The organism is Pseudomonas pseudonitroreducens (genome assembly GCF_021603645.1).
Taxonomy (GTDB): Bacteria; Pseudomonadota; Gammaproteobacteria; order Pseudomonadales; family Pseudomonadaceae; genus Pseudomonas; species Pseudomonas pseudonitroreducens.
Window position 1 is genome coordinate 317,948 of record NZ_BQHJ01000009.1, and the last position, 22,058, is coordinate 340,005.

The window sequence follows — 22,058 nt, forward strand, 5'->3', positions numbered from 1 at the left end:
CCCCGAAGGCTGCACCAACACACCACGCGGAAATTGGGAAGCCTTTCGTTCCTGACCCCCTATCTACGTTTCACAATCGCTAGGGCGTTGGTGATCTTGCATTTGCTGGGAGTGGAACCACTCCAGTGGTTCGACGGGAAACGGCCAGCGTTGGGTACCAAGCCATCTGCGGTCTGAACTTCGAGCACGGCGTTCCAGAGGGAAACCTTGGGCGCCTCGCATAAAGGGTCCAAGCAGAGCAGGTGGGTACATTCAATCTTTGATCCATCGCTGCCTTGGTCGACAAGCTTGCCTTGGTAACCAACTACTAACAGCCAATGTCCTTCACCGCCAGGCCAGTCGACACCGACGATGCTCGAGTGACCCTGACGAATCGCGTCTACCAGTTGCTCCACCATGGCGCGAGTATTACCTTCCAGGACTTTGATTTCGATCTGGCGACTAAAACACTCACCAAGCCAGTCCAACTCGAACTCATTGGTGCCGTTGCTGATCAGTCCACCGAATTCGGTGAGGCGATTGTGAAACTTTCCTAGCCTAGTGCGTCCGTCGCGCAGCCCCATATAGGAGGCCTCCTCGCGGCGGATGATACCGTTGGTGACTAGCGCCATTAGTAGGCTGTAAGGACCACAGGCACCATCAAGGTCGCCTTGACGAAAATGGACAGCTTCTCCGCGTTCGTTTACTGGACCGGATTCGGACAGGGACAATTGCGGCATGACATTCATTATGTTCATGGAAAGGCTACTTCTTCAGAACGCATAGCGGAGATAGGTTAAGGCCTATAATTTTTAGTGCAGGGGCACCGACGGACTAGATGGTGCAATCCTTGACGCTGTTAGTGGCTCAGTCGAATAGCAGAGCTTTTGTCAGGCTGCGGTCGGGGTCGGGATTGTCCAGTTCATTGGCCATTTTCACCAACTCGGACGCGAGTGCTGCGTATTGCCGCCAATCTGCAAGGAGATGTTCAAATACTTGGTTGACTATCGACTTTGCGTTTTCGGTCATGAATTCTTCGTCGATTTGGTTCCAAGTCTCTTCAAGCAGGTCCTGCTCCAGTGCCTCGGCTAGGATTTCCTGCTGCTCAGAGATTAGGTCGTAGGCTTCTCGACAGTTTTCCCTTAGCTGCTCAAGGTAATCGCGAAAGTCCTGCTCATCCTGATCGAACCCTTGCCTGAGGTGTTCAGGCACATCGCTCAGTCCCTTGTAGTGACGGCCACGGCCATCGTGCTTGATGTTCGCAACTAGCAGTTCCAGTTCGTTGAAGACGTTTTCTTCTTCCGGTAACCAACCTGCATCGACATTGCATTCATAAGCCTGCTCTATACAGGCCGAGATAGTTCTCATTTCTTCCGCCAGCGGCGTGCCGGCAAAGAGGCGTGACAACGACTCACGAAGCGTGTCGAACTGCTCGTAGCATTGGTTGTAGTTGCGGAGAATTTCGTTCGCGCGATCCATGCTCATAGTCCGTTCCTTGTGATTGCGTGCCAATGGTGATGTTGTTGCAAGTGTCAGTTGGCGCCTGGGTTCGTGTTCCCTCGCTCGACTGTCAGTTGGATTCGACGTGCTGACTTCATGCGCCGCCCCGGTGGATGCCGGGGAGGGCGGAGGAAGCAGCCGGGCATCAATCGCCTACATTGAATGTTGCTCATCGAGTGCTGGCATCAGCAGATTGCACGTGTTTGCACGTAGATGTAGCGGGCAATGCCGTCGTCCTTGACTAGCCAGAGATACCCATAGAGTGGCGGAAGCTGCCGGTATGTGGCAACTGGCCAGTTTGGTCCATTAGCTGGCTTGTTTGACTTCCTAGCCATCAACGTCCTGATTCGTTGTCCGCGCTTCCCGCTCGCGCTTCATCTCGCTGTACTCGCGATACAGCTCGTAGCCCTTCTTGGCGACAACAATGACGCCGATAACCGCAAAAAGATTTTTCATGTGCCTGTGCTCCAGGTTCAGAAGTGCTCAGTGTCGATCAAGCCGAAGCAAGTGTTCGAGGCGGGCCTTCATCGCTTCGATAAGTGTTGCCATGCGCCGAACTACTACTGCCGATCCGCATTTCGGGCAGGAGGTATAGCAGTCGTGACCGATTAAGAGTGCATCGCTCTTCGGCACGGTCGTTTTCTGCCACGAACAATGCGGACAGATAAAAGTGAGCGGTGGCGGTGGTATCGGCATAGGGGGACCTTCAGGCCTGGTTGTTCAGTAATTTAGGCGCGCTACGCGACAGCGTGTGTCGCTGGCGCTAGTTTCTTTATGAGTCATGCTGTCTAGCAGGGTGCACTAATCACCATCCTGGATATCGCTGGCAGATCTGCTCGTCATGAGTGCGATCCTCACCGCACTCGCCAGCGTAGACACGCGGCACCCTATCAATATCGACGGCTACCTGTTCGATCACTTCGCGCAACTCCAGCGATGCTAGCCAACGCGTGGGAATGCTGGCGCAGCTGAGCTGGATACCGAGCAGATTTCCGGCAATCATTCCGGTACTAACGCTGTCGCCACTGTGATTGACGGCCCAGGTGATGCCTTGCTCGAAGCTGTCGGCCATCAATGCACACCATAGCCCGATAGCCAGTGCTTCCTCGGCTGTCCATCCACCTCCCAATAGTGCAATCACTTTGGGGGTGGGCCGAACGCGCTTCTCATGAAATGCCAATACGAGTTCGATTAACTCGCGTGTCTCGCTCATGCCCTCTCGGTCTCCGTATTGTTGGAGGCTACCCAGGACGGCCTCCTCCAGCGAACAGGAGTTCGGTAGGAGGCGGGAGAGGATGTCTGCAAACAGCCCGGCCGCAAGATATCCGGTTGGATGCCCGTGAGTGAGGCGAGCAGACTCAGCCGCCAGTTCGAAGGGTTCAGGGAAAAATGCATGGGGCGCTACCCTCATGACTCCACCGCAGCCCTTGCTGTCGTTACGCGCTAGCTCGCCAAAAGACTTGCATTCACGCAGTGCCGATAAACATGTCATACCGGGGGCGCGACGAGACCAGAGCGCTTGCTGCTGAATCAGCCATCCGTCTTTCGCCACCTCGGTTGCAGGCTCTCCGCCCTGCGTGAGATACCAGCGCAACAGGGCGTGATGGATCACTGACGGCGGATGGCAAAGACCGCGCGATGCCTGCCTAACTTTGGCGCGCAAAAGTCCCTCCGCTGTGAACAGCATCATCTGTGTGTCGTCGGTAATCGCCCCTGTGACGCCATAGGCCTGAGCGAAATTCCGGATGCCTGACGAGCCAAACTTTCGCTCAATAGTCGCCCAATCGAGAAACTCCACTGGAGCCCCCAAGGCATCTCCGACTGCTCCACCGAGCAGGCAGCCCTTGATCCTGTCCAGACGATTCATGTTCAGCTCCTAAGATTTCTTTAGCCGCGCTGACAAAGTTCAAGCTGGCGCTGCAACTGCTAGTCGTAGGCGCGCACGGCTGCGCTTAACTCCGATCACGCATCACTATTGCGTTATGTACAGCGAGCACTGCTTTGAACTGTGCGTTAAGTTCCTGACGTGGCTGCCTTGGCCGTGGGAGTTTCCACGAACCCCACATCAGCAGTACCGCCAGGGCATCCCTGTTGAATCAGTTGAATGACGACGTCAGATTATGTAGCTTTGAGCGACATATCCATGGTGTTTACCTGTACAGGTAAAGTTTTCAAACACAAGGAGGCTTAATGAAACGCAAGCAGTCGATCGAATCTGTCCGCTGGGATCTGGCGCTGCGCTATCGCCTGATCGAAACTGTTGCCTGGTGGGAAGGCCGACTGACTACGGGACATCTGATGCAGAGCTTCGGTATCAGTCGGCAGCAGGCGTCGAAGGACATCAACACCTACATCGCCGAGCATGCGCCTAAAAACTTGACATATGACAAGCACCTGAAGGGCTATGTCCCAAGTCTAAAGTTCTCGCCAAAGTTCATCGACAATAGCGCTAGCGCCTACCTTCACCTGTTGAGCCAGAACAAAGAGCGAGCGCCACACATCGAGGGCCTGGCCCTGGCTTATGCGCATACCGAAGTGCTGAAGGTGCCTGATCGCTCTGTACGTCCGGAGGTGTTGCGCCCTTTGGTAAGAGCTTGCCGTGAAGGGCTGCGTCTGGAGTGCGAATATGTCTCTCTGGCCAATCCGGTGCCAGAGACACGCCTCATTGCCCCGCACACCCTCATCTACACCGGCATGCGCTGGCATGTCCGTGCCTTCTGCGAGAAGAATCGAGACTATCGTGACTTCGTCCTTAGCCGTTTCCGCGGTGAACCGGACGTACTGGATGTCTCTGAAAATGGACGAGAAGAGGACGTAGGTTGGTCCTCCGAAGTGACTGTGATCATTGAGGCCGACCCACGCCTGAAGTCGGATCAGAAAGCTATCGTCGCACAGGACTATGGCATGCAGCAGGAGCAACTGCTGATCCCCAGCCGCGGTGCTCTGGTGCAGTACGTGCTGCAGCGTTATCAGATTGATCCGAACAAGATCCAGGCTAAGGCTGCTGCGCAGCAGATCGTGGTGGCGAACCTGGAAGAGCTTCGGCAGTGGATCTATCAGTGACGGGGCAATTCAGTGCTACGGAGCGAATCGTTTAGCCGAACCCAGCGAGTTGATCTGCGCCGTCAATCTACAGTACCCACGTCTCTGCTAGGCGATGTTACAACGCATCACCATGGTTCCAGCGCCTCAACAGCGCTGCTATCGTTGTGCTATCACAGCAGGGAGCCGTTCTATGCAGTATCAGACCTTGAAGGAACGCCATCGCCGGGAGCGCGATGGCCAACATCCGAACTTGCGCCTGCGTGTGCATCGTGCCTTGAGTTGGCTCGACCGCGCCGAGCAGGCGGACGACCTCGATGGTCGCTTCATCTTCCTGTGGATCGCTTTCAACGCTGCCTACGCCTGCGAGATCGACGAACGTCAGCGTCTTTCGGAGCAGGAGACATTCAAGGCGTTTCTGGAAAAACTTTGCTCGCTCGACGAAGGCAAGTGCATCGATGCGCTTATCTGGCAGGAGTTTTCCAGCAGCATCCGTGTGCTGCTGGATAACCAATATGTTTTCCAGAGCTTCTGGGATCACCAGTGCGGCAAGATCGACGAAAGCACCTGGAGAGCCCGCTTCGCTAGCGGCAAAAGAACCGCTCAATTGGCCCTGGCCAGCGGCAATACTCCGGCCTTGCTTGGCGTGCTGTTCAATCGCCTCTATACGCTGCGCAACCAACTTATCCACGGCGGTGCGACCTGGGGCGGTTCGGTCAACCGCGAGCAGATGCGCGACTGCACGAACCTGCTGGGCAAACTGGTGCCTCTGATTGTTGAGTCGATGATGGATAGCCCGGACACCCTATGGGGGGATGCCTGTTATCCGGTGGTGAATTAGCCCTGCACGTCAGGCGCCCGTTGCGTCATGCAGCGGGCGCCTGAACGGATTCAGTCCAGTGTCCTGAATTCTGCGTCGATGCTTTCTGCTTCGGCTCGCCATGCCTGGAAGCGCTGCTGACGTCCGCGGCCTTCATTCAGACTGCTTTGCAGTTCTTGTCGGCGGCTATTGAGCAGCAGGTAGTCGGGGAAGAACTCTTCCTTGAAGCGCTCGGAGTTCACGAGGTTGAGGAAGTCCTGACGCTGCTGTTCGAAGTTGTCGACCATTTCTGCAATAGCCTTTTTGAATGCCTCTTCGCGCTTGTACTGTTCCCAGCTATCCCAGGCTTCGAGGGCCACGCCGAGAGCGGCCAGTGCCCCGTTGGCGCCTTTGGCGAACTTCACTGCGCCCCAGGGTTTGAACTTCAGATACTTGCCAATATCCATGCCTACCGTCTTGGCAATCGTAGTGATGCCATCGCGTGCGGCCAGTACCGTGGTGTTGTTGATCAGGTTGCCTTTGAGCAGGTGGTTGATGCCCTGCTTGCCCAGCGCCGAGACAGTGGTGTTGAAGTGGTTGACCTCGTTGTCGAAGCCGACCTGCATCTTTTCGACCTCGAGCGTGATCGACTGGGTCTGGCGGCTGAATTCATTCTGGAGGCGCGTGGCCAGGATAATGCCTTCAGCACCGACCTCTCGTTCGAAGAAGTCTCCGAAGGTTTCCAGGCTGCAACCCTTGGCCTGAAGAATCAGATCGGAGAAGTAGCGTGTGGCGAACTCGCGCAGGTTGATGCGTGCGTCTTCGATTTGCTGACCGGTCGCTGCCAGCTGTTTGGTCAGACGAGCATTGAGCTCGTCGAGCTTTCCGACTTCCTGGGAAACCTTCTGGTCGTTTTCGATGGCGACCGGCAACTGGTGGTTGAGCACGTCACGGATCACGCTAGCACGCATTTCGTTGGCCAGCGCGGCGCTGCCACCGTTTTGCCGGATTTTTCCAGTGGTGGCCGATTGCAGCGTGGCGATGTGCGACAGCGCCTTGAACTGTTCGAGATTGGCCAGCCAGTGATCTACCCCCAGATCGAAGGGGTTGGCCGCCACGGCGACGATGGACAGCTCCGCCGCTTCCTGATCGTTCAGCCCGACCAGTTCGCGAAGGCGACCTGTCACGTTGTTTTGCTTCACCTGCAGGTTGGCCTGGTAGTCCTGCTCGTCCTCCACGTCGGCAACTTCGTCGAAGCGACTGAGGACAAAAACGGTACGCGGCAACAGGTCCAGGGTGCGGAACAACCAGTTGAGGTCTTCCTTGTGGCTTTCCTTGATGGGGTTGGTCGAGTTCATCACATAAAGCACCAGATGAGCTTCGCTCACGTACTTCTTGGTGATGTCCTTGTATTTCTCGATGGTGTGAGTTTCGGCATTTTCCTGTTCCTTGAAACCGAACAACCCGGGGGTGTCGATTAGCACGAAGTCTTCGCCGACTTCGTAGACTTTCACCTCGTTGGAGGATTCCTGGTGGCTGATCTTCATGCTGGATTTGTCCAGCCTCTCCATCCACGCCGCCGCGATCGAGGTCTTGCCTTCGGAGAAGCCGCCAATCAGGGCGACCTTGAGTTTTTCGCCAGCTACGCTGTCGATGGCATTTTGCAGCTTGCCGCTCAGGACAGGGTCAATGGAAACGCCAGCCTCCACTCCCTGTCCGAGGAAACGTTGCAGCTTTCCGAGCAGATCCAGTGCGCGCGTCTGCTGGGCCTTGAAGGTGTCGAGCGTGTTTTCCATTACAGATTTCCTGCGATTTCAATTTGGCGGGAGAGGGCATTCAACTGACTGGTCGACTGGCTCAACGTCTTTACCAGTGCGACAGTCTGTTTGGAGGGGGCTTCGATGGCTTGTTCGAGCTGGCTGAATTTCTGCTGCATCTCGGGCAAGGTACCTTTCAGAGCATCGCGTAGCGATTTGCGCAACTGCTCGGAGATGCTGCGCAAGTTTTCATCGACAGATTTTTTCTGTTGAGACTTCTGGTAATCCGAGTCGAAGAAGCTCCACACGGCTTTCGCAAAAGAAAAAACCAACCCTGCCAAGCCTATCGCTAGGATCCAGCCGCCCGTTCCAAGAACTGCGGCAATGGCGCCGCCTATCGTCACGAGGAGGCTTCCCACCTTGATGCCATTATCAAGATCAAGTTTGAAGTTGAATTTTCCGTTCAACTGGGTGCTGTTGAGCTTGGCGTAAATAGCGTTCAGCTCATGGGCCTGTTTTTCGAAGCGATTCAGAATGTCTTCGACATCCTTCTGAAAGCGCTCGATTTCTTTACCCATGGTTTCTGGGAGCTGTTTGCTCAGTTGTTTTTGCTGGCTGTCAATTTTGCTCTGGAGGGCATCCTTGAACTCGTCGTTGCTGATATCGCTCTCGATAAGCGTATACATCTGCTTACGTACTTTGCTGGCGAAATCGTCGATCAGCGTTTCTCCGCAGGACTCCAGACGCTGTTTCAGGGCTTTGAAGCTACTGTTCAACTGGCTCTTGGCACTGTCTCCGTCCTGGTGGAGCTTTTCCGATAGCTCGGAAAAGTTTCGTTGAACACCCACGAGGGTGGTGTTGGCCTGGTTGAGCGTCTCCTTTGCTTTGTTGAAGTTGGCCCGAGTGATCTTGGCTTTTCCATCGTGGATCAACTGCTCGCCCAGCTGCTTTAGAAAATCACGTATTCCGGACTTTTCCAGCAATTCGTCGGAGCTGAAGTCCGCGAGGCTCTTGCTACGATCCTTGGCGTTCTTCGAATCCGGGACGAAGTGATCGGTCGATACCAGGAATGCAGGCCGTGCGGAGAGCGGGAAAACGTCGCGGTAGTGGTTGCCAAGCTGCTCGCGCATTTTTTCGTTCAGCCCGGCGAGGCTGGTGTTCTCGTCATCCGAGGTTAGCGGTCGGCCAGCCAGCGAGTGCTTGGGGTTGTTGATCTTCTTGTTGAAGATTGTCCACACCTCGGTTTGCGCTCCCAGATGTTGCTTGATCTTCTCGAGCGTGCCTTGACGCTGTTCATCGCCGGTTTGCGGCGGCGCGGGCTGATTGGTGACATAGAACACCGCGTGTGCGGTCTGGACGGCACGTTCAATCTCGCTGAGTACCAGGCCTTCCTTACCTTCGATACCGGGCACGTCCAACAGGGCGAAGGGGTAGCCGTTCAGCTCGAGGTCATAACGCTGTGTTTGACGGGTGAAGTCGGCTCTGCCGTCGCCGATGATTCCACCGTCAGCTTGCCTCTCCAGTTCAGCCAGCAGTTGCGCCAGCTGACTTTCATTTTCCAGACGCTGTTTCGCCAGGAGCTGCTGATGTTGCGTCACCTCTGCCTGTTGCGCGACAAGCGCTGCATTGGCGCTGTCCCGTGCCATCACGATTTCGCCCAATTGCCGCTCCAGGACAAGCTGCTCCTGCTCGGCCCGCTGTTGTTCGGCGTCCAGGGTCGCGGAGGTACTGTCGCGTGTCGCCGTGGCCGCTGACAGCTTGGCAGTGGCCTGATTCAGTTCGATCTCTTCCGGCATTTTTCTGAACAGATTCAACAGTTTCTGCCAGAGAGAAGCGGTGCGTATGCGCTCGGCGAGGAGGGTTTGCAGGCGGGAGACGGCCTCAAGGGCGTCATGGTGCAGTTGCTCGTGCTGCTGGAGCGTTCTACCCAGTGAGTGCGTCAACTCGCCAGATCGGGCATTGGCCTGGTCGAGGGCGGTATGGGCCTCCCTGAGTGGTTGTTCGTATCGTTGCAGCGTGGCACTCAACTGCTGCGCCAGTTCGCCGAGTCGAGTTTCAGTTTGTGAGATGGCCTGTTGCAGCCGCTGCAGATTCTCTTCACTCAGACCATGCTTGTCGCGGAGTTCGCGGAACGCTTGCTGGCTGGCCAGCTTGTCGGGCTCCTGGAGCAGAATGCGCAAGGTCTCGATGAGGGTCGACTTGCCCGCGCCGGTTTCTCCGTAGAAGGCAATGGTGAACGTGTTCCACTCAGCATTCCGTTCTAAATCGGCAAGCTGTTTGCTTAGCGCTGCCTGGTGCTCAGCGAGTAGCGTGTGTGCTTCCTTTTGCGCCTTGTCCAGGGCTTCGTCGGCGGCGGGGTGGCGCAGTTTGCCTATGATGCGTGCCAGTTCGTCACTGATTCTCTGGTAAATATCGCCTGGGCTGTTCAGTTCAAGTGTCATGTCTTGTTCTTCGACGGTTCTTTCGGGCGGTGGTGCTGGCGTGAATACGTCAGTGGGGGCTTGAGCAGGCTCTGGCGAGCTGGGCTTGGACGCTTTGAAGCCTGTTTCGGCCAACACCTCGGGTAGTCGCTCCCAGTAATCGGTGTGGCCAAAGTCGTTCATCTCAATGCTCTCGAAATGCTCGACCTCGTTACGCCCTAGGGAGGTTTCCCCCCAGTTCAACAGCAGGGTCTTGTCTGCCTTGGAATAGGCATTGATCAGGCGGCCCTGGAGCAGCCCGCGCATTTGCTGCGCTTCGACGGCTGTTACTTCGACTGCGGCGGCCATCAGCAGCACATCGTTAATCGCTAGCTGCTGCCGCTTTGTGAAGGTTCTCAGGCTGCTGATGACCACCCGACCTCCGAGCGAGTGGCCGATCAGGTTGATAGTTTCAACCTGTGGGTGGTCGCGGCGCAGGTACTCGCTCAATTGTTCAAGTAGCACTGCACCCATTCTTTCCGCCCGTGAGCGGGCGTCAGTAAAGTTGCTCCTCCGGTCCTTGGCGAAAGAGCTCGCCAGGCCCCAATAAGCGAGGGGGGCCCCAGTACCTCCTGTCACCAAAGTCAGACCCGCTGCGCCAAGTGCCAAAAGCGAAGACTTGTCGAAATGAAGGTAGTGATTCGAGGGCCAGAACGCGAAGATGTTGGTGTAGTTCCTGAGTTGGCCGGGAATTTTGTCGAGCAGGAGCTTTTTATCCTCGTCGCTATGCCCGGCGCTGTAGCCGTGAATGAAGATATTGGCTTCTGTCGCGTTATGGCTGGTCGCCGGCGAAGCCTGGAAACTGAATGGTTGGTGCATGGAATCTCCTTATCCGAGGCTACAGCCAGCGCTTGGCGACCATGGGGATCAGCTGCAGGCACAAGCCCGCACAGGCGAAAACGGCAATTATCTTGGCTACGATTAGCAAGAAGCCCTGTAGGTCGCTGAACAAAACACCCACGACTACGCCCAGACCGGCGATTAGTGCCGCGATCAGCAAGAGGCCAATGTAAGGACGCAGTAACCGTGATGCGGCTCCTAGTTCGATGAGGCTTACAAGGGCGCCTAGCGCGATGAGAAATATGACGATGCCAACCACAATGGCCATGATTTATCTGTCGGTACCTTGATTGTGTTTTTGCAAGAGGGTTCGTTCTGGGGCTGTCGAGTCGAGTTGTTGTGATGCACGACTGATTCATTCACCGTTCGCCTCGTTCACTGCGCGTACAGCGCTTCCAGCCTGGCAGCTTTTTGCCGAACCGTCTGAACCCATGATTCTGGCTCATGCACCCGCACGTTTTCCCCAAGCCCGAATATCCACCAAAGCGTCTCCTGATCGTCCGGCACCTTAGCGCGCAGGCGTTTCCAGTCGCTGCCGTCTAGGGCTTCTAGGCTTTGTTGCGGACTCAGTGGGGTTTCGCTAAGTAGCCAAGCGATCGACGGTGACACGTCGGCGATCAGGTCCACCTGTTCGATGGGGACGGCGGCATTGAGGTGCTGGCGGATGTAACAGTCGATCTCGAAGTCGGGGTGTTCGCGGGCCTCGGTGTCGAGGCACTCGGCATGGCGGATGCGATGCAGGGCGAACTGGCGCAGGTCGTCGTAGCCATCGACGGTGCCGATCAGGTAGCCAATGGACTGCCGAGAGACTAGGCCGGCGGGGTGGATCAGCAGCGTCTTGACCTCGCCCTTGCTGCGGCTGAGGTAGTCGACTTTCAACTGGCGGGCCGCCAGCAGTGCGCCGGAGACTGCCCGCCAGACCTCGGCGTCGACCTGGGCTGGCTGCAGGGCCTTGCCGTTGGGGTGTGTGCGAACGCGTCGGGCCCAGTGGGCCAGATCGTTCTGGCCGAGGTTGCCGAGGTAGTTACGCGCCTTGTTGAACTGCGGCATTAGCAGGTCCAGCACGCTCTGTGGCAGCAAGCTGCGTAGGTGGCTCTCGGCTAAGTAGAGGGCCAGCGCGGTAGAGGGGTCCATGTCGCGCAGCTCTAGCGGTGTGCCTTTCGTGTAGCTCCATTCATTGCGCCCACCCTTCTTGTTGCTGGTCAGCGAGAAGGGGGCGGAAAGCCGGTTCAGATCGCGCTGTACAGTGCGGAGCTCCACCCTGTAGCCACGGTCGTGCAGCTTTTCGAGCAGCGTCTGGGAAGAAATGTAGCGCGGGAATTCGGGGATCAGTCGCAATAGGGTCTGTTGCCTGAGGAGGGTGTCCTTGGCTTCGGACATAACTACTTCCTTGTCATCTTTAACTGGAGTGAGGTTTGTTAGCGTCACTTATATGGCGAATTTACTCCAAATAGATGGCATTTTGATATGGCCCTGATATACGCGACTCTTCTCGACCGAGCGGCGCAGCCGTTAGGCGCCGAGTCGGGGCGGATGGAAGAGATCGTACCTGGTGGAGGCGTCAAACTCTGTCGCTGGTAATGTGGACGAGGCTAGGGCAGTCCGCCTCGGCTCGGTTCGGCGCCACGGTATCAAGGCCGTAAGGTATCTCGTCAAAGGTGCTTAGCACCTGCGCTTGAGGCATAGAGGAGGCGTTGTTTGCGGATGGGCATCCTCTGACAGTCGGGTATGCCGCAGGCCAATATGTAGTGGTCTAGTGATCCCGGACACCGATTAAGGCGAAAATCTTCGCTGTCAAAGAGGTGCCTGATGAGCAAGCAATGACGTATGTTTTCCACCGAGTTCAAGCGAGAGGCGGCAACCCTGGTCTTGGATCAGGGCTACAGCCATATCGAGGCTTGCCGTTCGTTGGGCGTCGTGGATTTGGCCTTGCTCCGTTGGGTGAAACAACTCCAAGACGAGCGCCATGGCGTTATCCCGAAGAGTAGAAGATCCAGGAGCTGGAGGCTCGGATCAACCGGCTGGAACGGGAGAAAGCGATCCTAAAAAAGGTTACCGCTCCCTTGATGTCGGACGAACTCAGTCGTACGCGCTTATAGACCAGTCGAGTGAGTAGGAGTCGGTGGAAGTGGTCTGATCAGCTTTCGATGTGGCGCGGTCTTGCTACTACGCCCACCGTCTTCGAAGTCGCCGAAGACATCGACACCCCGGCTAACGTCTCGCGGGCGGATACGGTGACCCAGGCCAATAGCGTCGCCGAGCTGATTCGGATGCTGCTCGCCCTGCGCACTCTGAGGTTGGCCTACGACCTGCTGCCCAATCCGGATAACTTCGAGGCCTGGCATACCCACAGCGGCTGCGTTACGGAAACCCTCGAAAGCCTGCGGTGCAGCGTGGCTGAGGATGGCGCGATCGCCTCGCAAGCCGCGTGTGACGCTACCGAGCGCGTTCGTGAAATGGCCGAGTCGACTGTGAAAACCACTCGCAGAGTGGATGGAGCTACGCTGGATCTTGTGCAGTTAGGTGAGGACCTGCAGCAGATGACACGGCAGTTCCGTAACGTTGATTAGGTTAGTTCAGAGTGCTGCGTTCGCCGGTTCAATCCTCGACCGGAAGCGGACCATGGTTCGTTTGTTAAGAACGAACCATTATCGACAGCAGTGAGCTGAGATCCTCAGATTTGGCGCTATTTCTTATAGGTAACATGGATGCTCGACGCGAAGAGGTTCTTGGCAATTTCGTAGTCGGGGTTCCATGTGGCGATGTTGTGGGCGGCTATTGCGATGCCTGATAGGGCTCCCAGGAGACCTGTTACCCCACCGGCAACCGATGCGCCTGCAGCGGCAATGCGACCGAATGTATATATGCGGCACTTGAGTCCCTGGGATTCAATCAGTCGCTCTAGGGTTTCGACGGTTGAGTGGAGTTTTATTGACTCAATATTTGCCAGAGTGAAGCTTTCTTTCTTTTTGATTTTTTCAATAATTTTTTCGTTCGAGATTTCATTTATGTTGTAGACGTTAATGTCCATAGAGTACCGCCTTGATGATTTTGAGGGGCTGGGTTCGAAAGGTGACAAAAAAAGAAAGCGATGACAGGAGCACTACACCCCTGTCATCGAGTTTTGTTTATGGTTCTTTCCCTTCCTTGCAACGGTGGGCCCACTCTTCAAGTGCGTCGTAAATGATGGGAGCTTCCTGGCCGTTCTGTTTCCGGAAGACAGCAGCCCATTTGTCTACACAGGCAGAAACCTCTGGGTCGTCTTGTTCATCAGGCGAGTCCGCAACCTTCAAGGCGGCTGCCATCTCACCGCCATTCTCGGGGCCGGTTCCTTTCAAATAGGCAACAATGCGATTGTCTTTGGCGTTTCCTAGATAGTATCCGCGCACTAAAACTATCGGCGTCTTGTCTTGTTGCTTTATCTGACCGGCATATTCACCGGTAGAGTAATAAAGGCCGCTGGGGTTTTGCCCTTGATATTCGCAGACACCTTGTTTGCAGAAGACCACTTCACGAGTTTCAAGGATCTGGATTTGGCCATTGTCCATCTTGTAAGGAAGTCTCGCGGGGATGTCTGGTGTCGAGCAGTCGAGCCAGAACTTGTTTTGCTGGCTCTGCGGGCATTCTTGTACTTCCGGTGCTTGCCATGCAGCTGCGCCGAGAGCGTACAGGCTGACTGCCCAACCCAGTATCGAGGCCAAGAGAATTTTCATGGGCATTTTGCAGTTTCCTTTTGCTGTGGCTCATGACTAGACGGCGCTTTTGATGACGCCTGCTTTAATGAAATGGGTCGTAAATACCGTGGTCGTTTTGGCATCATAACGCGACGATTTTTGCCATGGCAAGAATCTCCGCGACCCTAGACAAAGACCACGACCTCCTGAAGCTGGGAGCTGCCGTGCGTGCTCGCCGTCTCGCCCTAGAACTCTCCCAGGAGGCGCTGGCGGACGCGGCTTCGATCGATCGTTCTCATATGGGGAAGATCGAGCGGGGCGAGCGGAATGTCACCTTTCTGAACATCTGTCGAATCGCAGCGGCGATTCGCTGCAAACCGTCAGATCTGCTTATTGACGCCGGGCTTTAGCGTGCCAGGGTCACGGAGCCTGCCGGTTGAGTAAGTGGCCGAAAAGACAGCAGGCCAGCACGAATACCAAAAGCACAGGCCAGAAGCGCAGCATCAGAAATAGCACTGCGCTGGCCACCGCACAGCTGGCCAGAACGCCGAGAAAGACGAATAGCGAACCAAAGAAACGCACCAGGTTCATGGCGCGATCCTCCTCGTAGGTTGAGTGGTGGGAGATGCCGCGGATATCACTCCGCGGCGTATTGGGCCCGAGCTTCGGCGCGGGCTTTCAGCAGCGTCGACAAGGTGGGTTTTGATGCAGCTTGTGGTTCTGCAGCAGGAGCCGTTGAAGGTGGCGACTCGGGGGCCGGCTCCGGGAAGAACTCTTCGGCGATGGCACCGGTCTCCTCGTCGCTGTCTTCGAAGGCACCATTGGCGAAGCCCAGCCGTGCGGTGGCATCCAGTGCCACCTGGTCGAAGCCTGAGGCCTGACGTGCTTCATCGAGCTCCCGGGCCTGCAGCAGCGCTTCCTCCATCGACAGGTCACTGCGCACCGTGATGTCGACGTAGAAGATTGGCGAGCCGTGGCTCTGTCGGGTGGACTTGCCGCGCAGACGCAGCTCCAGTGGCAGACACGCCAGGCGGTTGCCCGAGATCGCCTGCAGGTACTGCAGGCGGGCCGCCAGGGTACGAATGCTGTTGAAGCCGGTGGTGCGGAACACGAAGCTGCCCAGTGGATCCTCATCGCCGATGGCGACGTTGAGGCGGCCGTAGGGTTTGCACGCACCGCCCTTGGCCAACGGACAGCCATCCGGCGAAGGGCAGGGCAGCGACGCGATGCCATCCTGGCCACGACGTTTGCAGGTCTCGCCATTGCCGACACACAGCGGCCGCCCAGACTGCCGATCGAACAGGCAGTACTCGGCGCGGAAATTCAGCTCCGGCGCGTTGAATAGCAGGCGGATCGGAATGCTGCGAATCTTGCCGCCCTGGGCCTTGCGCAGCTCCTCGTCCAGGGGATGCGCCAGCCAGCCATCGCGGAGCTGGACCTGCGAGGTGAGGGTGAATTGATCGTCCTTCTCCGGCAGACGCTTGCCGTTCTTCTCGACGACCTTGCCTATGGAAATCCGCCCGAGCACCGGCGGGGTAATGGCCAAGCCTTTGAGCATGGTGTTTCTCCAGTGGATGAATAAAAAAGACCACCCCAGCGCAGGGGAAACGCCGGGGTGGTCAGTGGGGGAATCGAAATCAGGTGATCAGGAAGCGCCGGCTGCCGACCTTGGTGGTGGGGTAGCGCGCCAGCAGGTAGGGTTTTTCCTTGAGCAACAGAGGAACATCGAGCGCCACACTGTCCTTGGCCTTGCGCCAGGACACCGTGCCATTGGCGAATAGCGCGCGACTGCTATCGCCCATGGCTTGTTGCAATTGCTGCTTCAGCTCGGCCTCGCGCTTGCTCTGCAGCTCCAGGCTGGCGCGTACCGTCTGCAGCTCATCGAAGGCGGCCGACAACACCGAATCCTGGGTGAAGTCCAGGGTGTGCCCTTGGTCCTCCGGGTACAGGCAGCGCAGGGCCTGATCCGCCGACTCGGAGCCATCCGCCGGCGGTGGCGTAACACGTTGCACGTAGGACCAGAAGTCGCGCTCCAGCTCGATCAACCGAGCAATGAGCTCCTCGTCGCGCTCGATGCGATGGATCTCCAGGTGCTGGCCACCGAGCAGCACGGCTACGTCAGCCGCCTGCTTACCGGTGACGGCTAGCTGGTGCATCACCTGCAACTGCACGTACACCGGCACACCTTCCTTCCAGAGACGGGCTCCGTTGATGCCAGCGGTCTTGCATTCGAGGATCTGCACGTCGCTGGCGCCGATCACCTCGCGGTCGATGTTGGCCAGCATCCAGTCCTGCTTCGGATCCGGATGCTGTAGCACGGCATTGATCCGCCGCACTCGGTTGCCGGTACGCCGGGCGTAGTGGTTGGCGACGATGGGCTCTAGGATGTTGCCCCAGTAGGTCGGACTTTCCTCGTCGTTGGGATCGCTCTTGGGCAGCCCGGCATCGCGGCCGGTTTTTTCCAGCCACAGCTCCAACTGCGACTTGTAGGGGTTGAGGCCGACTGCCGCCGCGGCGTCAGAGCTGCCGATCCCGTACTTGCGTACGGCCAGCCAGTCGTCACGGGACAGGTCCTTAGTACCGACCAGGCGCAGGGCAGGGCGCTGTCGTGTTCTGTTGGGAGTGGAGTGGGCATGGGGCATGAAGCTTTTCTCCGGGCATAAAAAAGCCCGACCAGCAAAGCCAGTCGGGCGTTTCAGAGCGTGGGTGGGGAAGGCAGAGAAGGTCAGGCCACCAGCTTTAAGGCTGCGTCCAGGGCGCGTTGCTTGATCACTGCGCCTTGGCCGAACCATGCCGAATCGACGCGGTACTCGTTGCTGCGCGCGCGGCGATCGTGGTCAACATACTCGGTGACGGCATTGAGCAACCCCCAGGCAGTACCATTGGCGGCCTCTAGCTGCGAACCCCGACCGTGGCCTTCGTACAGACTTTGCACTCGACGCAACGCACGTTCGTTCGGCAACGCGTCCGGCAGCGGGTTGTTGGGTTGGGCATCGCAGAGCACCTGCATGAAATAGCCTATCGCCTCGTGCCATTGCACCTTGCGCTCAGCCAGATGGCGCATGCGGTACATGAACTCATCCCATTGCGAGACGGCGACACCGAGCTGCTTTTTCACTACTTGTGCGTCGAAGCGGGTGTTGTGGGGAACCTTGATCGCCCGGGTAGCACCATCGATGGAGATGGTCAGAGTGTTGTTGCACACCACACGCACCGTAGTGGGCGTGGCAGTCGTGGCCAGGGTCCCGTCGCAGGACGTGGCCAGCAGTAGGTAGCCATTGACCAGGTCATTGCTTTTCAGCGAGGCATTCTGCCCCGTACGCGCCAAGGCCCAGAACTTGCGACCACCTTTGAGCACACCGGCGGTTTCCAGCTCGTAGCCGGAGACTTCCGTGAGGTCGCGATAGAACTCCAGAACCTCTCTCGGCTGCACTACCTGGTAGCGCTGTGAGACCACCGAGAGTGGGGCTTTGGTGTCGGATCGATAGAGCACTTTCTGCTCGGGGAAGGAGTGGATGCTGCCGAGGTGGCCGACCGCGTCCGCTTTGAAGTGGACCGGGCTTTCTTGGATCTGCCAATCCATCCCAGCTTCGCGTTGCCAGATATCCAGGGGTTGTTGCGGAGACAGCCGGCTACCCAGACCGTGCCACGGGGCTTCGCCGACATACGCTATACGTTCTACGAGATGAGCCATGGTGAGTTTCCTTTGAGCAATAGCCGGCATAGAGCGCTGCGCGAAGCGCAGCACCGGCGAAAAGATGGATGGGAGAAGGGAAGGGGGAGGCCGGTCAGGTCGGCAGGTTGAAGCGATAGCCGCAATTCAGGCAGCGGTTGTTGGCGAGCACATGGCGATCCAGCTGTTCGCCGAGTTGAGCGCCAAGAGCGCAACCGCCGACGCCTCCAGTCAATCCGCCGAGGATGGCGCCGGAGAGCAAGCCGAGAGTCATTCCAACAGGGCCGGCAGCAGCGCTAACCGTAGTGCCGGTTTGGCTGCTCGAGAGCACGGAGGAGGTACCCCGGGCGACGCCACCGATAGCACCAAAAATGGCGCCGATCTTCGTGGCAGGGCGGAGAGAGTCAATCTGGGTCGAGCTACAGCGAGGGCACTGCAATGACATGGATGAATACCTTTAGGGCCGGAATGTCATGGCAATGATGTAGGGCTGAAGTTTTTTTGAGTCTGTTTTGTTTCCGGTCAACTGGGATTTTTATTACATTTCGTTCTGATTTTTATTCCTTATAGACTCTCGCTGCTGGATTTCCTTATTTCATAAAGTGGAAGTCTGCCGAGAGAACTAACTAGACACCCAGAGAACTAACTCCTCCTGCTCGCCATCCCGCACGCACACGCACACGCACACGCACACGCGAGGGGACCTGTAAAAGTCCCCCGAAGCAGAATTGCTTTTCGATCATGCACGATTCTCTTAGAGTTGGTATTGCAAGCGAATAGGCATAAAGGTTCAGGTATGGGTGAATATAAAATTCTTCGGATAAAACAGGTTTCGGCCGTCATAGGTTTATCTCGTTCGACAATTTATGATCGCATGAATCCATCATCTCCTCGCTATGATGAGAAATTTCCTAGGCCAATTAGAATTGGGAAGTCTTCTGTCGGCTGGTTGGAGTCAAGTTTGAATGAGTGGATTGAGTTGATGATGGGAAATGCTCAGGATGTTGCTTCTGTGGTTTGAAGAGGTAACTAACTTTTATTTATGAATATTCTAAATTCTGGCTGATATTTTGCTTTCTGCCTGGAAGATTCCTTGGTTTGAAAGCGGATTATTTTTGGTTTATATGTTATTGGGTTTTTAAGTTTGTTATAGGAGGGTATATGGATTTGTGTGATGATGTATGGCGCTGGGAGATTGAAGAGGTGGATGTGGATAATGCCTATAAAGAAAAAATGTTTGATATGGTATTCGATGACTCAGAGTGTGAGGCCAGTGTTTTCTGGCCTGACAGATTGTTGTATCAAACCACAAAGAGGGTGATGGCTGCGGTAAGTGTTCTGGAGACACATAAGGGTGAGATATTTCATGATGGGGCCTTTGATCGGCGTCAAAGGCGCTTTTTGAGTAAAGGTGCGAATCAGGTTGTTTCTGCGAGTTTAATAGATTTTTGTGAGGTTGAGCGTTTCTTTGAAATGTTTCGGTTGTGCCCATATGTTGTCGCATTTTGGGAGTGCTCGAAGAAATTTCGCCTTCGAAATCCGTATCAGGTTGATTATTCTGATTTAAATGATTGCTTGGAGAATTTGAGGGGCTTTTCAAAGATGGTCCGCGAGACTATTTTAAGTAGAAGCTTTAAGTCTCAGTTTTCCAACCACAGACGAGCATCAAATAAGAATTTTAAGAGTTTTAATGAATATGTTAAGGGGTTGTTTTGTGTGTATTCTAGGCTTTTGGTCGTTAGGGTTGATCTAGGGTATAGAAAAAGCTTTATTGAGGCACTTGAAAGCGAGCGAGAAGATAGGCTCACAAAGCTTCGTAATATTTCAGATATTTTGAAGCTGCATCGAGAGAAGCTATTTAAAAGACTGCAGCGGTTGGATGAGCTTGCTATGGTTGGGTATATATGGAAGATTGAATATGGGGTTGAGAAGGGCTATCATTTTCATGTCATGCTATTTTTCAATGGTTCCTGCGTCAGGAAGGATGTGGTTATAGCTAAAAGAGTATGTGATTATTGGGATCAGGTTGTAACAGATGGCGAGGGGGTGAGCTTTAATTGCAATAGGAACAAGAGGGCCTACAAACATTGCTGTATTGGCATGATATCTCACGACGATGTCTCTGCGGTTAAGGGGTTCAAGCATGCCGCTGTTTATTTGACAAAGCCAGATCTATTTATTTCCGTATTTTTTCCGGATGATAGGCGGAATTTTGGAAAGGGAGTGCTTCCGAAAGGTGGAAAAAAGAAGTCTGGTAGGCCAAGAGGATCTCCAGAATTGATAGATGAAGGTTAAAATTGACTCCAATGCTATTCGGCAGTTTCAAGTGGAGGCTGTTTTTCTGCTTGTATCTCTTTTGTCCATTTTATTAATAGTCTTTTTGATCCTGCATGCATTATTCTCCTTTCTTCTTCGTGGCTCATCTGGAGTGTTGGCAATACAATCTCTAAGGCTTCTGACGCAGATTTTTTTTCTGCTAATGGTAGCTCTTTGAGTCTCTCAGTGAGCCTTTCTTTTATGGGCTTATAGTAAGTTTCGTGGCGAGCTACTCCTCCGAGAGCCGATGCCTCGGCTCGAGTTTTTTTGTTTTCACGATATGGTCTCTGATCTCCTTCGTAGAGTTTGCATACAGCTATATGAAGCATGCGGTTAAAAAAATAATTCGAGGGCGGAGGGCTTAGGAGATACTTGATTGACCAGCAGATGGCAGCCCCGGCATTTATGATGTAGATGAATCTTGTGGCATTGTTGTCACTCAGCCCTAAGTGCTTTTTTAGTTTATTTGCTGTTTTTTGCTCGGCGTCTGATAGGTTTTGTAGGAATATTAAAAGTATCTTTAGTTTCTCTCTTGTTGTGAGGTTCTTAGATATTATAAAAAATCGTTTTAATGCTAATTGGATTACAGTGTCGATAGCATCATTTTTGGTAAGGCTGTTGAGGTGTTTTGCCGAATCTAATGTCCATGGTTCTCCTGTTTTCTTAATCAGTCCTTGAGATTTTTCGTGATCTAGAATTTTCTCTAGTTCAGTTTTTTCCAATGGGGGAGCAGAGAGTTTAAGATTGATTTTGTCGTTGTGTGCCGTGAAATATTTTCCATTCAGGTCGTTTATAATAGATTGCATGTGCGTAGTCTTTGATTGTTCGGTAGGTTTTTTAAGGCGCATCTAGAGTTGACGTTCCAGTTTCTTCAATTGAAAAATTTTTATTTGCTAGGGTCTCTGCTCTCTAATTTTAGTAGTTGTAAGTGTTGGCCGAGCCTGTTCCAGGCGTTAGCCATTTCATTCGCATAACTGTGACGTTGATAGGTGCGTTTTACTTTGTTTTCTTCGGTGTGATTAAGGCAGCGTTCTGCCACTTCTGGTAATACTCCTAGTGCGGTCATTATTGTGGCTCCGGTACGCCTCAAGTCGTGAGGTGTCCACTTACCACCCGCCAAGAGTAGAGCCTGTGATTTGGCACTTCGATTGCTCATCACCCCCTGGCTTGGGTGGCGTTGCCTATCCCCGAGTTGTTTGGTCACTGTCTTGGAGCAGACTGGTTGACTGCCATCGGTATTGGGATAGCACCAGTCAGAGCGACCATTTAACGCTTTGATTCTCTCAAACTGTTGGATGGTGAATGAAGAAAGTGTGATGCTGTGGGCTTTACCGTTCTTGCTGTTCTCGGCTGGAATAATCCAACTGCCTTTGGCAAGGTCCAGGTGTTCCCAGCGGGCATTGAGTAGCTCACCAATACGGCAGCAGGTTGAGAGAGCGATCCAGATTGCTGCTTCGGTGGATGGGAGTAAGCCAGCTTCAGGAGTGAGCTTGGCCAGTTCGCGAATTTCGTCATCGCTCAGTACGCGGTCGCGCTCGACATCCTTGCCTCCAATCTTGGCTTTTCGGATGCTGGCGGTGGGATCATGCTCAATCAGGTCTCGATCCACTGCGAAGCGGAACATCTGGCGCATCAGACTAAAGATCAGCTTTGCCATCCGATTGACGCCACGGGCAAGGAGGGCGTCGGTCACTTCGGTAATGTGGCCTTTCTTCACGTCGGCTACAGCCATCTTGCCTAGAAAAGGTAAAACATCCTTTTCAAACATCCGTCGTTGTATCTGAATGACGCTAACAGTTAGTAGTGCATAACATATTGATATTTAACGATATTGTTACGCTAACAATTTTTCGTCCTTCGCAGCCTAAATCAGGGCTTTTCAGTCCGACCCACCCCCATGCGGCCAACTAGCTGCCCGCCTCGAATGTCGTGTCCCTGGGGCCGCGAGGCCCCAAAAAACTTTGAATGAACTTCATGAGCGTGCACATCTGTTGTCGGCTGGAGTCGTTCGGTTGTTCG

22 protein-coding genes and 2 pseudogenes are annotated in these 22,058 nt (G+C 54.9%); 7 read left to right on the forward strand and 17 right to left on the reverse strand.

Annotated features, from left to right (window positions below; genetic code table 11):
* Positions 1-59: 59 nt before the first annotated feature.
* From L6D89_RS22530 to L6D89_RS22540, 4 genes are all read right to left on the reverse strand, one after another.
* A complete protein-coding gene (locus L6D89_RS22530; protein ID WP_139092972.1) occupies positions 60-737 on the reverse strand; it encodes a hypothetical protein in 678 nt (225 codons plus the stop codon).
* Positions 738-846: 109 nt separating this feature from the next.
* Positions 847-1,464 (reverse strand): hypothetical protein, encoded by a 618-nt coding sequence (locus L6D89_RS22535; protein WP_236201231.1) that lies wholly within the window; start codon positions 1,462-1,464, stop codon positions 847-849.
* A gap of 342 nt (positions 1,465-1,806) precedes the next feature.
* Positions 1,807-1,935 carry a hypothetical protein gene (locus L6D89_RS32635; protein WP_256235602.1) on the reverse strand — a complete coding sequence of 43 codons (129 nt, stop codon included), beginning with the start codon at positions 1,933-1,935 and terminating at the stop codon, positions 1,807-1,809.
* A gap of 349 nt (positions 1,936-2,284) precedes the next feature.
* Positions 2,285-3,346 carry an ADP-ribosylglycohydrolase family protein gene (locus tag L6D89_RS22540; protein WP_236201232.1) on the reverse strand — a complete coding sequence of 354 codons (1,062 nt, stop codon included), beginning with the start codon at positions 3,344-3,346 and terminating at the stop codon, positions 2,285-2,287.
* Between the two features lie 323 nt (positions 3,347-3,669).
* Between L6D89_RS22540 and L6D89_RS22545 the strand changes: the two genes are divergently transcribed.
* Both L6D89_RS22545 and L6D89_RS22550 read left to right on the forward strand, forming a co-directional pair.
* Positions 3,670-4,542 (forward strand): helix-turn-helix transcriptional regulator, encoded by an 873-nt coding sequence (locus L6D89_RS22545; protein WP_236201233.1) that lies wholly within the window; start codon positions 3,670-3,672, stop codon positions 4,540-4,542.
* Between the two features lie 172 nt (positions 4,543-4,714).
* Positions 4,715-5,362: a HEPN domain-containing protein gene (locus tag L6D89_RS22550; RefSeq protein WP_236201234.1), complete on the forward strand. Its 648-nt coding sequence runs from the start codon at positions 4,715-4,717 to the stop codon at positions 5,360-5,362.
* A gap of 50 nt (positions 5,363-5,412) precedes the next feature.
* On the opposite strand, the gene L6D89_RS22555 is transcribed toward L6D89_RS22550, so the two are convergent.
* The 4 genes from L6D89_RS22555 to L6D89_RS22570 all read right to left on the reverse strand — a co-directional run bounded on the left by L6D89_RS22555 (position 5,413) and on the right by L6D89_RS22570 (position 11,756).
* Positions 5,413-7,116 (reverse strand): LeoA/HP0731 family dynamin-like GTPase, encoded by a 1,704-nt coding sequence (locus L6D89_RS22555; RefSeq protein WP_236201235.1) that lies wholly within the window; start codon positions 7,114-7,116, stop codon positions 5,413-5,415.
* Positions 7,116-10,355 carry a DUF726 domain-containing protein gene (locus tag L6D89_RS22560; RefSeq protein WP_236201236.1) on the reverse strand — a complete coding sequence of 1,080 codons (3,240 nt, stop codon included), beginning with the start codon at positions 10,353-10,355 and terminating at the stop codon, positions 7,116-7,118. Before L6D89_RS22560 ends, L6D89_RS22555 begins: the two co-directional genes overlap by 1 nt.
* A 19-nt stretch (positions 10,356-10,374) precedes the next feature.
* Positions 10,375-10,644 (reverse strand): hypothetical protein, encoded by a 270-nt coding sequence (locus L6D89_RS22565; protein WP_236201237.1) that lies wholly within the window; start codon positions 10,642-10,644, stop codon positions 10,375-10,377.
* Positions 10,645-10,751: 107 nt separating this feature from the next.
* On the reverse strand, positions 10,752-11,756 hold the full coding sequence (locus L6D89_RS22570; RefSeq protein ID WP_236201238.1) for a helix-turn-helix transcriptional regulator: 1,005 nt from the start codon (positions 11,754-11,756) through the stop codon (positions 10,752-10,754).
* A gap of 447 nt (positions 11,757-12,203) precedes the next feature.
* Here L6D89_RS22570 and L6D89_RS22575 point away from each other — a divergent pair.
* Both L6D89_RS22575 and L6D89_RS22580 read left to right on the forward strand, forming a co-directional pair.
* Positions 12,204-12,510, forward strand: a pseudogene (locus L6D89_RS22575) (transposase); the annotation flags it as partial.
* A gap of 13 nt (positions 12,511-12,523) precedes the next feature.
* The gene (locus L6D89_RS22580; protein WP_236201239.1) at positions 12,524-12,946 is read left to right on the forward strand and encodes a hypothetical protein; all 423 of its coding nucleotides are present in this window, start codon (positions 12,524-12,526) and stop codon (positions 12,944-12,946) included.
* Between the two features lie 116 nt (positions 12,947-13,062).
* Here the strand turns inward: L6D89_RS22580 and L6D89_RS22585 are convergent, their stop codons facing one another.
* Positions 13,063-13,407, reverse strand: coding sequence for a hypothetical protein (locus tag L6D89_RS22585; RefSeq protein ID WP_236201240.1), 345 nt, complete (start codon positions 13,405-13,407; stop codon positions 13,063-13,065).
* Positions 13,408-13,504: 97 nt separating this feature from the next.
* Positions 13,505-14,095, reverse strand: a complete 591-nt coding sequence (locus L6D89_RS22590; protein WP_236201241.1) for a hypothetical protein — start codon at positions 14,093-14,095, stop codon at positions 13,505-13,507.
* Between the two features lie 119 nt (positions 14,096-14,214).
* Between L6D89_RS22590 and L6D89_RS22595 the strand changes: the two genes are divergently transcribed.
* Positions 14,215-14,460 carry a helix-turn-helix domain-containing protein gene (locus L6D89_RS22595; protein ID WP_236201242.1) on the forward strand — a complete coding sequence of 82 codons (246 nt, stop codon included), beginning with the start codon at positions 14,215-14,217 and terminating at the stop codon, positions 14,458-14,460.
* A 10-nt stretch (positions 14,461-14,470) separates the two neighbouring features.
* Here the strand turns inward: L6D89_RS22595 and L6D89_RS22600 are convergent, their stop codons facing one another.
* The 5 genes from L6D89_RS22600 to L6D89_RS22620 all read right to left on the reverse strand — a co-directional run bounded on the left by L6D89_RS22600 (position 14,471) and on the right by L6D89_RS22620 (position 18,168).
* A complete protein-coding gene (locus L6D89_RS22600) occupies positions 14,471-14,641 on the reverse strand; it encodes a hypothetical protein (RefSeq protein ID WP_236201243.1) in 171 nt (56 codons plus the stop codon).
* A gap of 46 nt (positions 14,642-14,687) precedes the next feature.
* Positions 14,688-15,608 (reverse strand): recombination directionality factor, encoded by a 921-nt coding sequence (locus L6D89_RS22605; RefSeq protein ID WP_236201244.1) that lies wholly within the window; start codon positions 15,606-15,608, stop codon positions 14,688-14,690.
* Between the two features lie 79 nt (positions 15,609-15,687).
* A complete protein-coding gene (locus L6D89_RS22610) occupies positions 15,688-16,692 on the reverse strand; it encodes a YqaJ viral recombinase family nuclease (RefSeq protein ID WP_236201245.1) in 1,005 nt (334 codons plus the stop codon).
* Between the two features lie 83 nt (positions 16,693-16,775).
* Positions 16,776-17,744: a DUF932 domain-containing protein gene (locus L6D89_RS22615; RefSeq protein WP_236201246.1), complete on the reverse strand. Its 969-nt coding sequence runs from the start codon at positions 17,742-17,744 to the stop codon at positions 16,776-16,778.
* A gap of 94 nt (positions 17,745-17,838) precedes the next feature.
* Positions 17,839-18,168: a hypothetical protein gene (locus L6D89_RS22620; RefSeq protein ID WP_236201247.1), complete on the reverse strand. Its 330-nt coding sequence runs from the start codon at positions 18,166-18,168 to the stop codon at positions 17,839-17,841.
* Positions 18,169-18,519: 351 nt separating this feature from the next.
* On the opposite strand from L6D89_RS22620, the gene L6D89_RS22625 reads away from it, so the two are divergent.
* Both L6D89_RS22625 and L6D89_RS22630 read left to right on the forward strand, forming a co-directional pair.
* Entirely contained in the window at positions 18,520-18,744 is a 225-nt protein-coding gene (locus tag L6D89_RS22625) for a helix-turn-helix transcriptional regulator (protein ID WP_236201248.1), read from the forward strand.
* Between the two features lie 140 nt (positions 18,745-18,884).
* Positions 18,885-20,018: a YagK/YfjJ domain-containing protein gene (locus tag L6D89_RS22630; protein WP_236201249.1), complete on the forward strand. Its 1,134-nt coding sequence runs from the start codon at positions 18,885-18,887 to the stop codon at positions 20,016-20,018.
* A 14-nt stretch (positions 20,019-20,032) separates the two neighbouring features.
* Here the strand turns inward: L6D89_RS22630 and L6D89_RS22635 are convergent, their stop codons facing one another.
* Together L6D89_RS22635 and L6D89_RS22640 are read right to left on the reverse strand one after the other, a co-directional pair.
* Entirely contained in the window at positions 20,033-20,845 is an 813-nt protein-coding gene (locus L6D89_RS22635) for a hypothetical protein (RefSeq protein WP_236201250.1), read from the reverse strand.
* Positions 20,846-20,925: 80 nt separating this feature from the next.
* Positions 20,926-21,813, reverse strand: a pseudogene (locus tag L6D89_RS22640) (tyrosine-type recombinase/integrase); the annotation flags it as partial.
* Positions 21,814-22,058 lie beyond the last annotated feature (245 nt).

Bases quoted from the DNA above. Each gene is read 5' to 3' on its own strand.
- L6D89_RS22530 (WP_139092972.1), bottom strand. From the start codon at position 737: ATGAACATAATGAATGTCATGCCGCAATTGTCCCTGTCCGAATCCGGT.
- L6D89_RS22535 (WP_236201231.1), bottom strand. From the start codon at position 1,464: ATGAGCATGGATCGCGCGAACGAAATTCTCCGCAACTACAACCAATGC.
- L6D89_RS32635 (WP_256235602.1), bottom strand. From the start codon at position 1,935: ATGAAAAATCTTTTTGCGGTTATCGGCGTCATTGTTGTCGCCAAGAAG.
- L6D89_RS22540 (WP_236201232.1), bottom strand. From the start codon at position 3,346: ATGAATCGTCTGGACAGGATCAAGGGCTGCCTGCTCGGTGGAGCAGTC.
- L6D89_RS22545 (WP_236201233.1), top strand. From the start codon at position 3,670: ATGAAACGCAAGCAGTCGATCGAATCTGTCCGCTGGGATCTGGCGCTG.
- L6D89_RS22550 (WP_236201234.1), top strand. From the start codon at position 4,715: ATGCAGTATCAGACCTTGAAGGAACGCCATCGCCGGGAGCGCGATGGC.
- L6D89_RS22555 (WP_236201235.1), bottom strand. From the start codon at position 7,116: ATGGAAAACACGCTCGACACCTTCAAGGCCCAGCAGACGCGCGCACTG.
- L6D89_RS22560 (WP_236201236.1), bottom strand. From the start codon at position 10,355: ATGCACCAACCATTCAGTTTCCAGGCTTCGCCGGCGACCAGCCATAAC.
- L6D89_RS22565 (WP_236201237.1), bottom strand. From the start codon at position 10,644: ATGGCCATTGTGGTTGGCATCGTCATATTTCTCATCGCGCTAGGCGCC.
- L6D89_RS22570 (WP_236201238.1), bottom strand. From the start codon at position 11,756: ATGTCCGAAGCCAAGGACACCCTCCTCAGGCAACAGACCCTATTGCGA.
- L6D89_RS22580 (WP_236201239.1), top strand. From the start codon at position 12,524: ATGTGGCGCGGTCTTGCTACTACGCCCACCGTCTTCGAAGTCGCCGAA.
- L6D89_RS22585 (WP_236201240.1), bottom strand. From the start codon at position 13,407: ATGGACATTAACGTCTACAACATAAATGAAATCTCGAACGAAAAAATT.
- L6D89_RS22590 (WP_236201241.1), bottom strand. From the start codon at position 14,095: ATGCCCATGAAAATTCTCTTGGCCTCGATACTGGGTTGGGCAGTCAGC.
- L6D89_RS22595 (WP_236201242.1), top strand. From the start codon at position 14,215: ATGGCAAGAATCTCCGCGACCCTAGACAAAGACCACGACCTCCTGAAG.
- L6D89_RS22600 (WP_236201243.1), bottom strand. From the start codon at position 14,641: ATGAACCTGGTGCGTTTCTTTGGTTCGCTATTCGTCTTTCTCGGCGTT.
- L6D89_RS22605 (WP_236201244.1), bottom strand. From the start codon at position 15,608: ATGCTCAAAGGCTTGGCCATTACCCCGCCGGTGCTCGGGCGGATTTCC.
- L6D89_RS22610 (WP_236201245.1), bottom strand. From the start codon at position 16,692: ATGCCCCATGCCCACTCCACTCCCAACAGAACACGACAGCGCCCTGCC.
- L6D89_RS22615 (WP_236201246.1), bottom strand. From the start codon at position 17,744: ATGGCTCATCTCGTAGAACGTATAGCGTATGTCGGCGAAGCCCCGTGG.
- L6D89_RS22620 (WP_236201247.1), bottom strand. From the start codon at position 18,168: ATGTCATTGCAGTGCCCTCGCTGTAGCTCGACCCAGATTGACTCTCTC.
- L6D89_RS22625 (WP_236201248.1), top strand. From the start codon at position 18,520: ATGGGTGAATATAAAATTCTTCGGATAAAACAGGTTTCGGCCGTCATA.
- L6D89_RS22630 (WP_236201249.1), top strand. From the start codon at position 18,885: ATGGATTTGTGTGATGATGTATGGCGCTGGGAGATTGAAGAGGTGGAT.
- L6D89_RS22635 (WP_236201250.1), bottom strand. From the start codon at position 20,845: ATGCAATCTATTATAAACGACCTGAATGGAAAATATTTCACGGCACAC.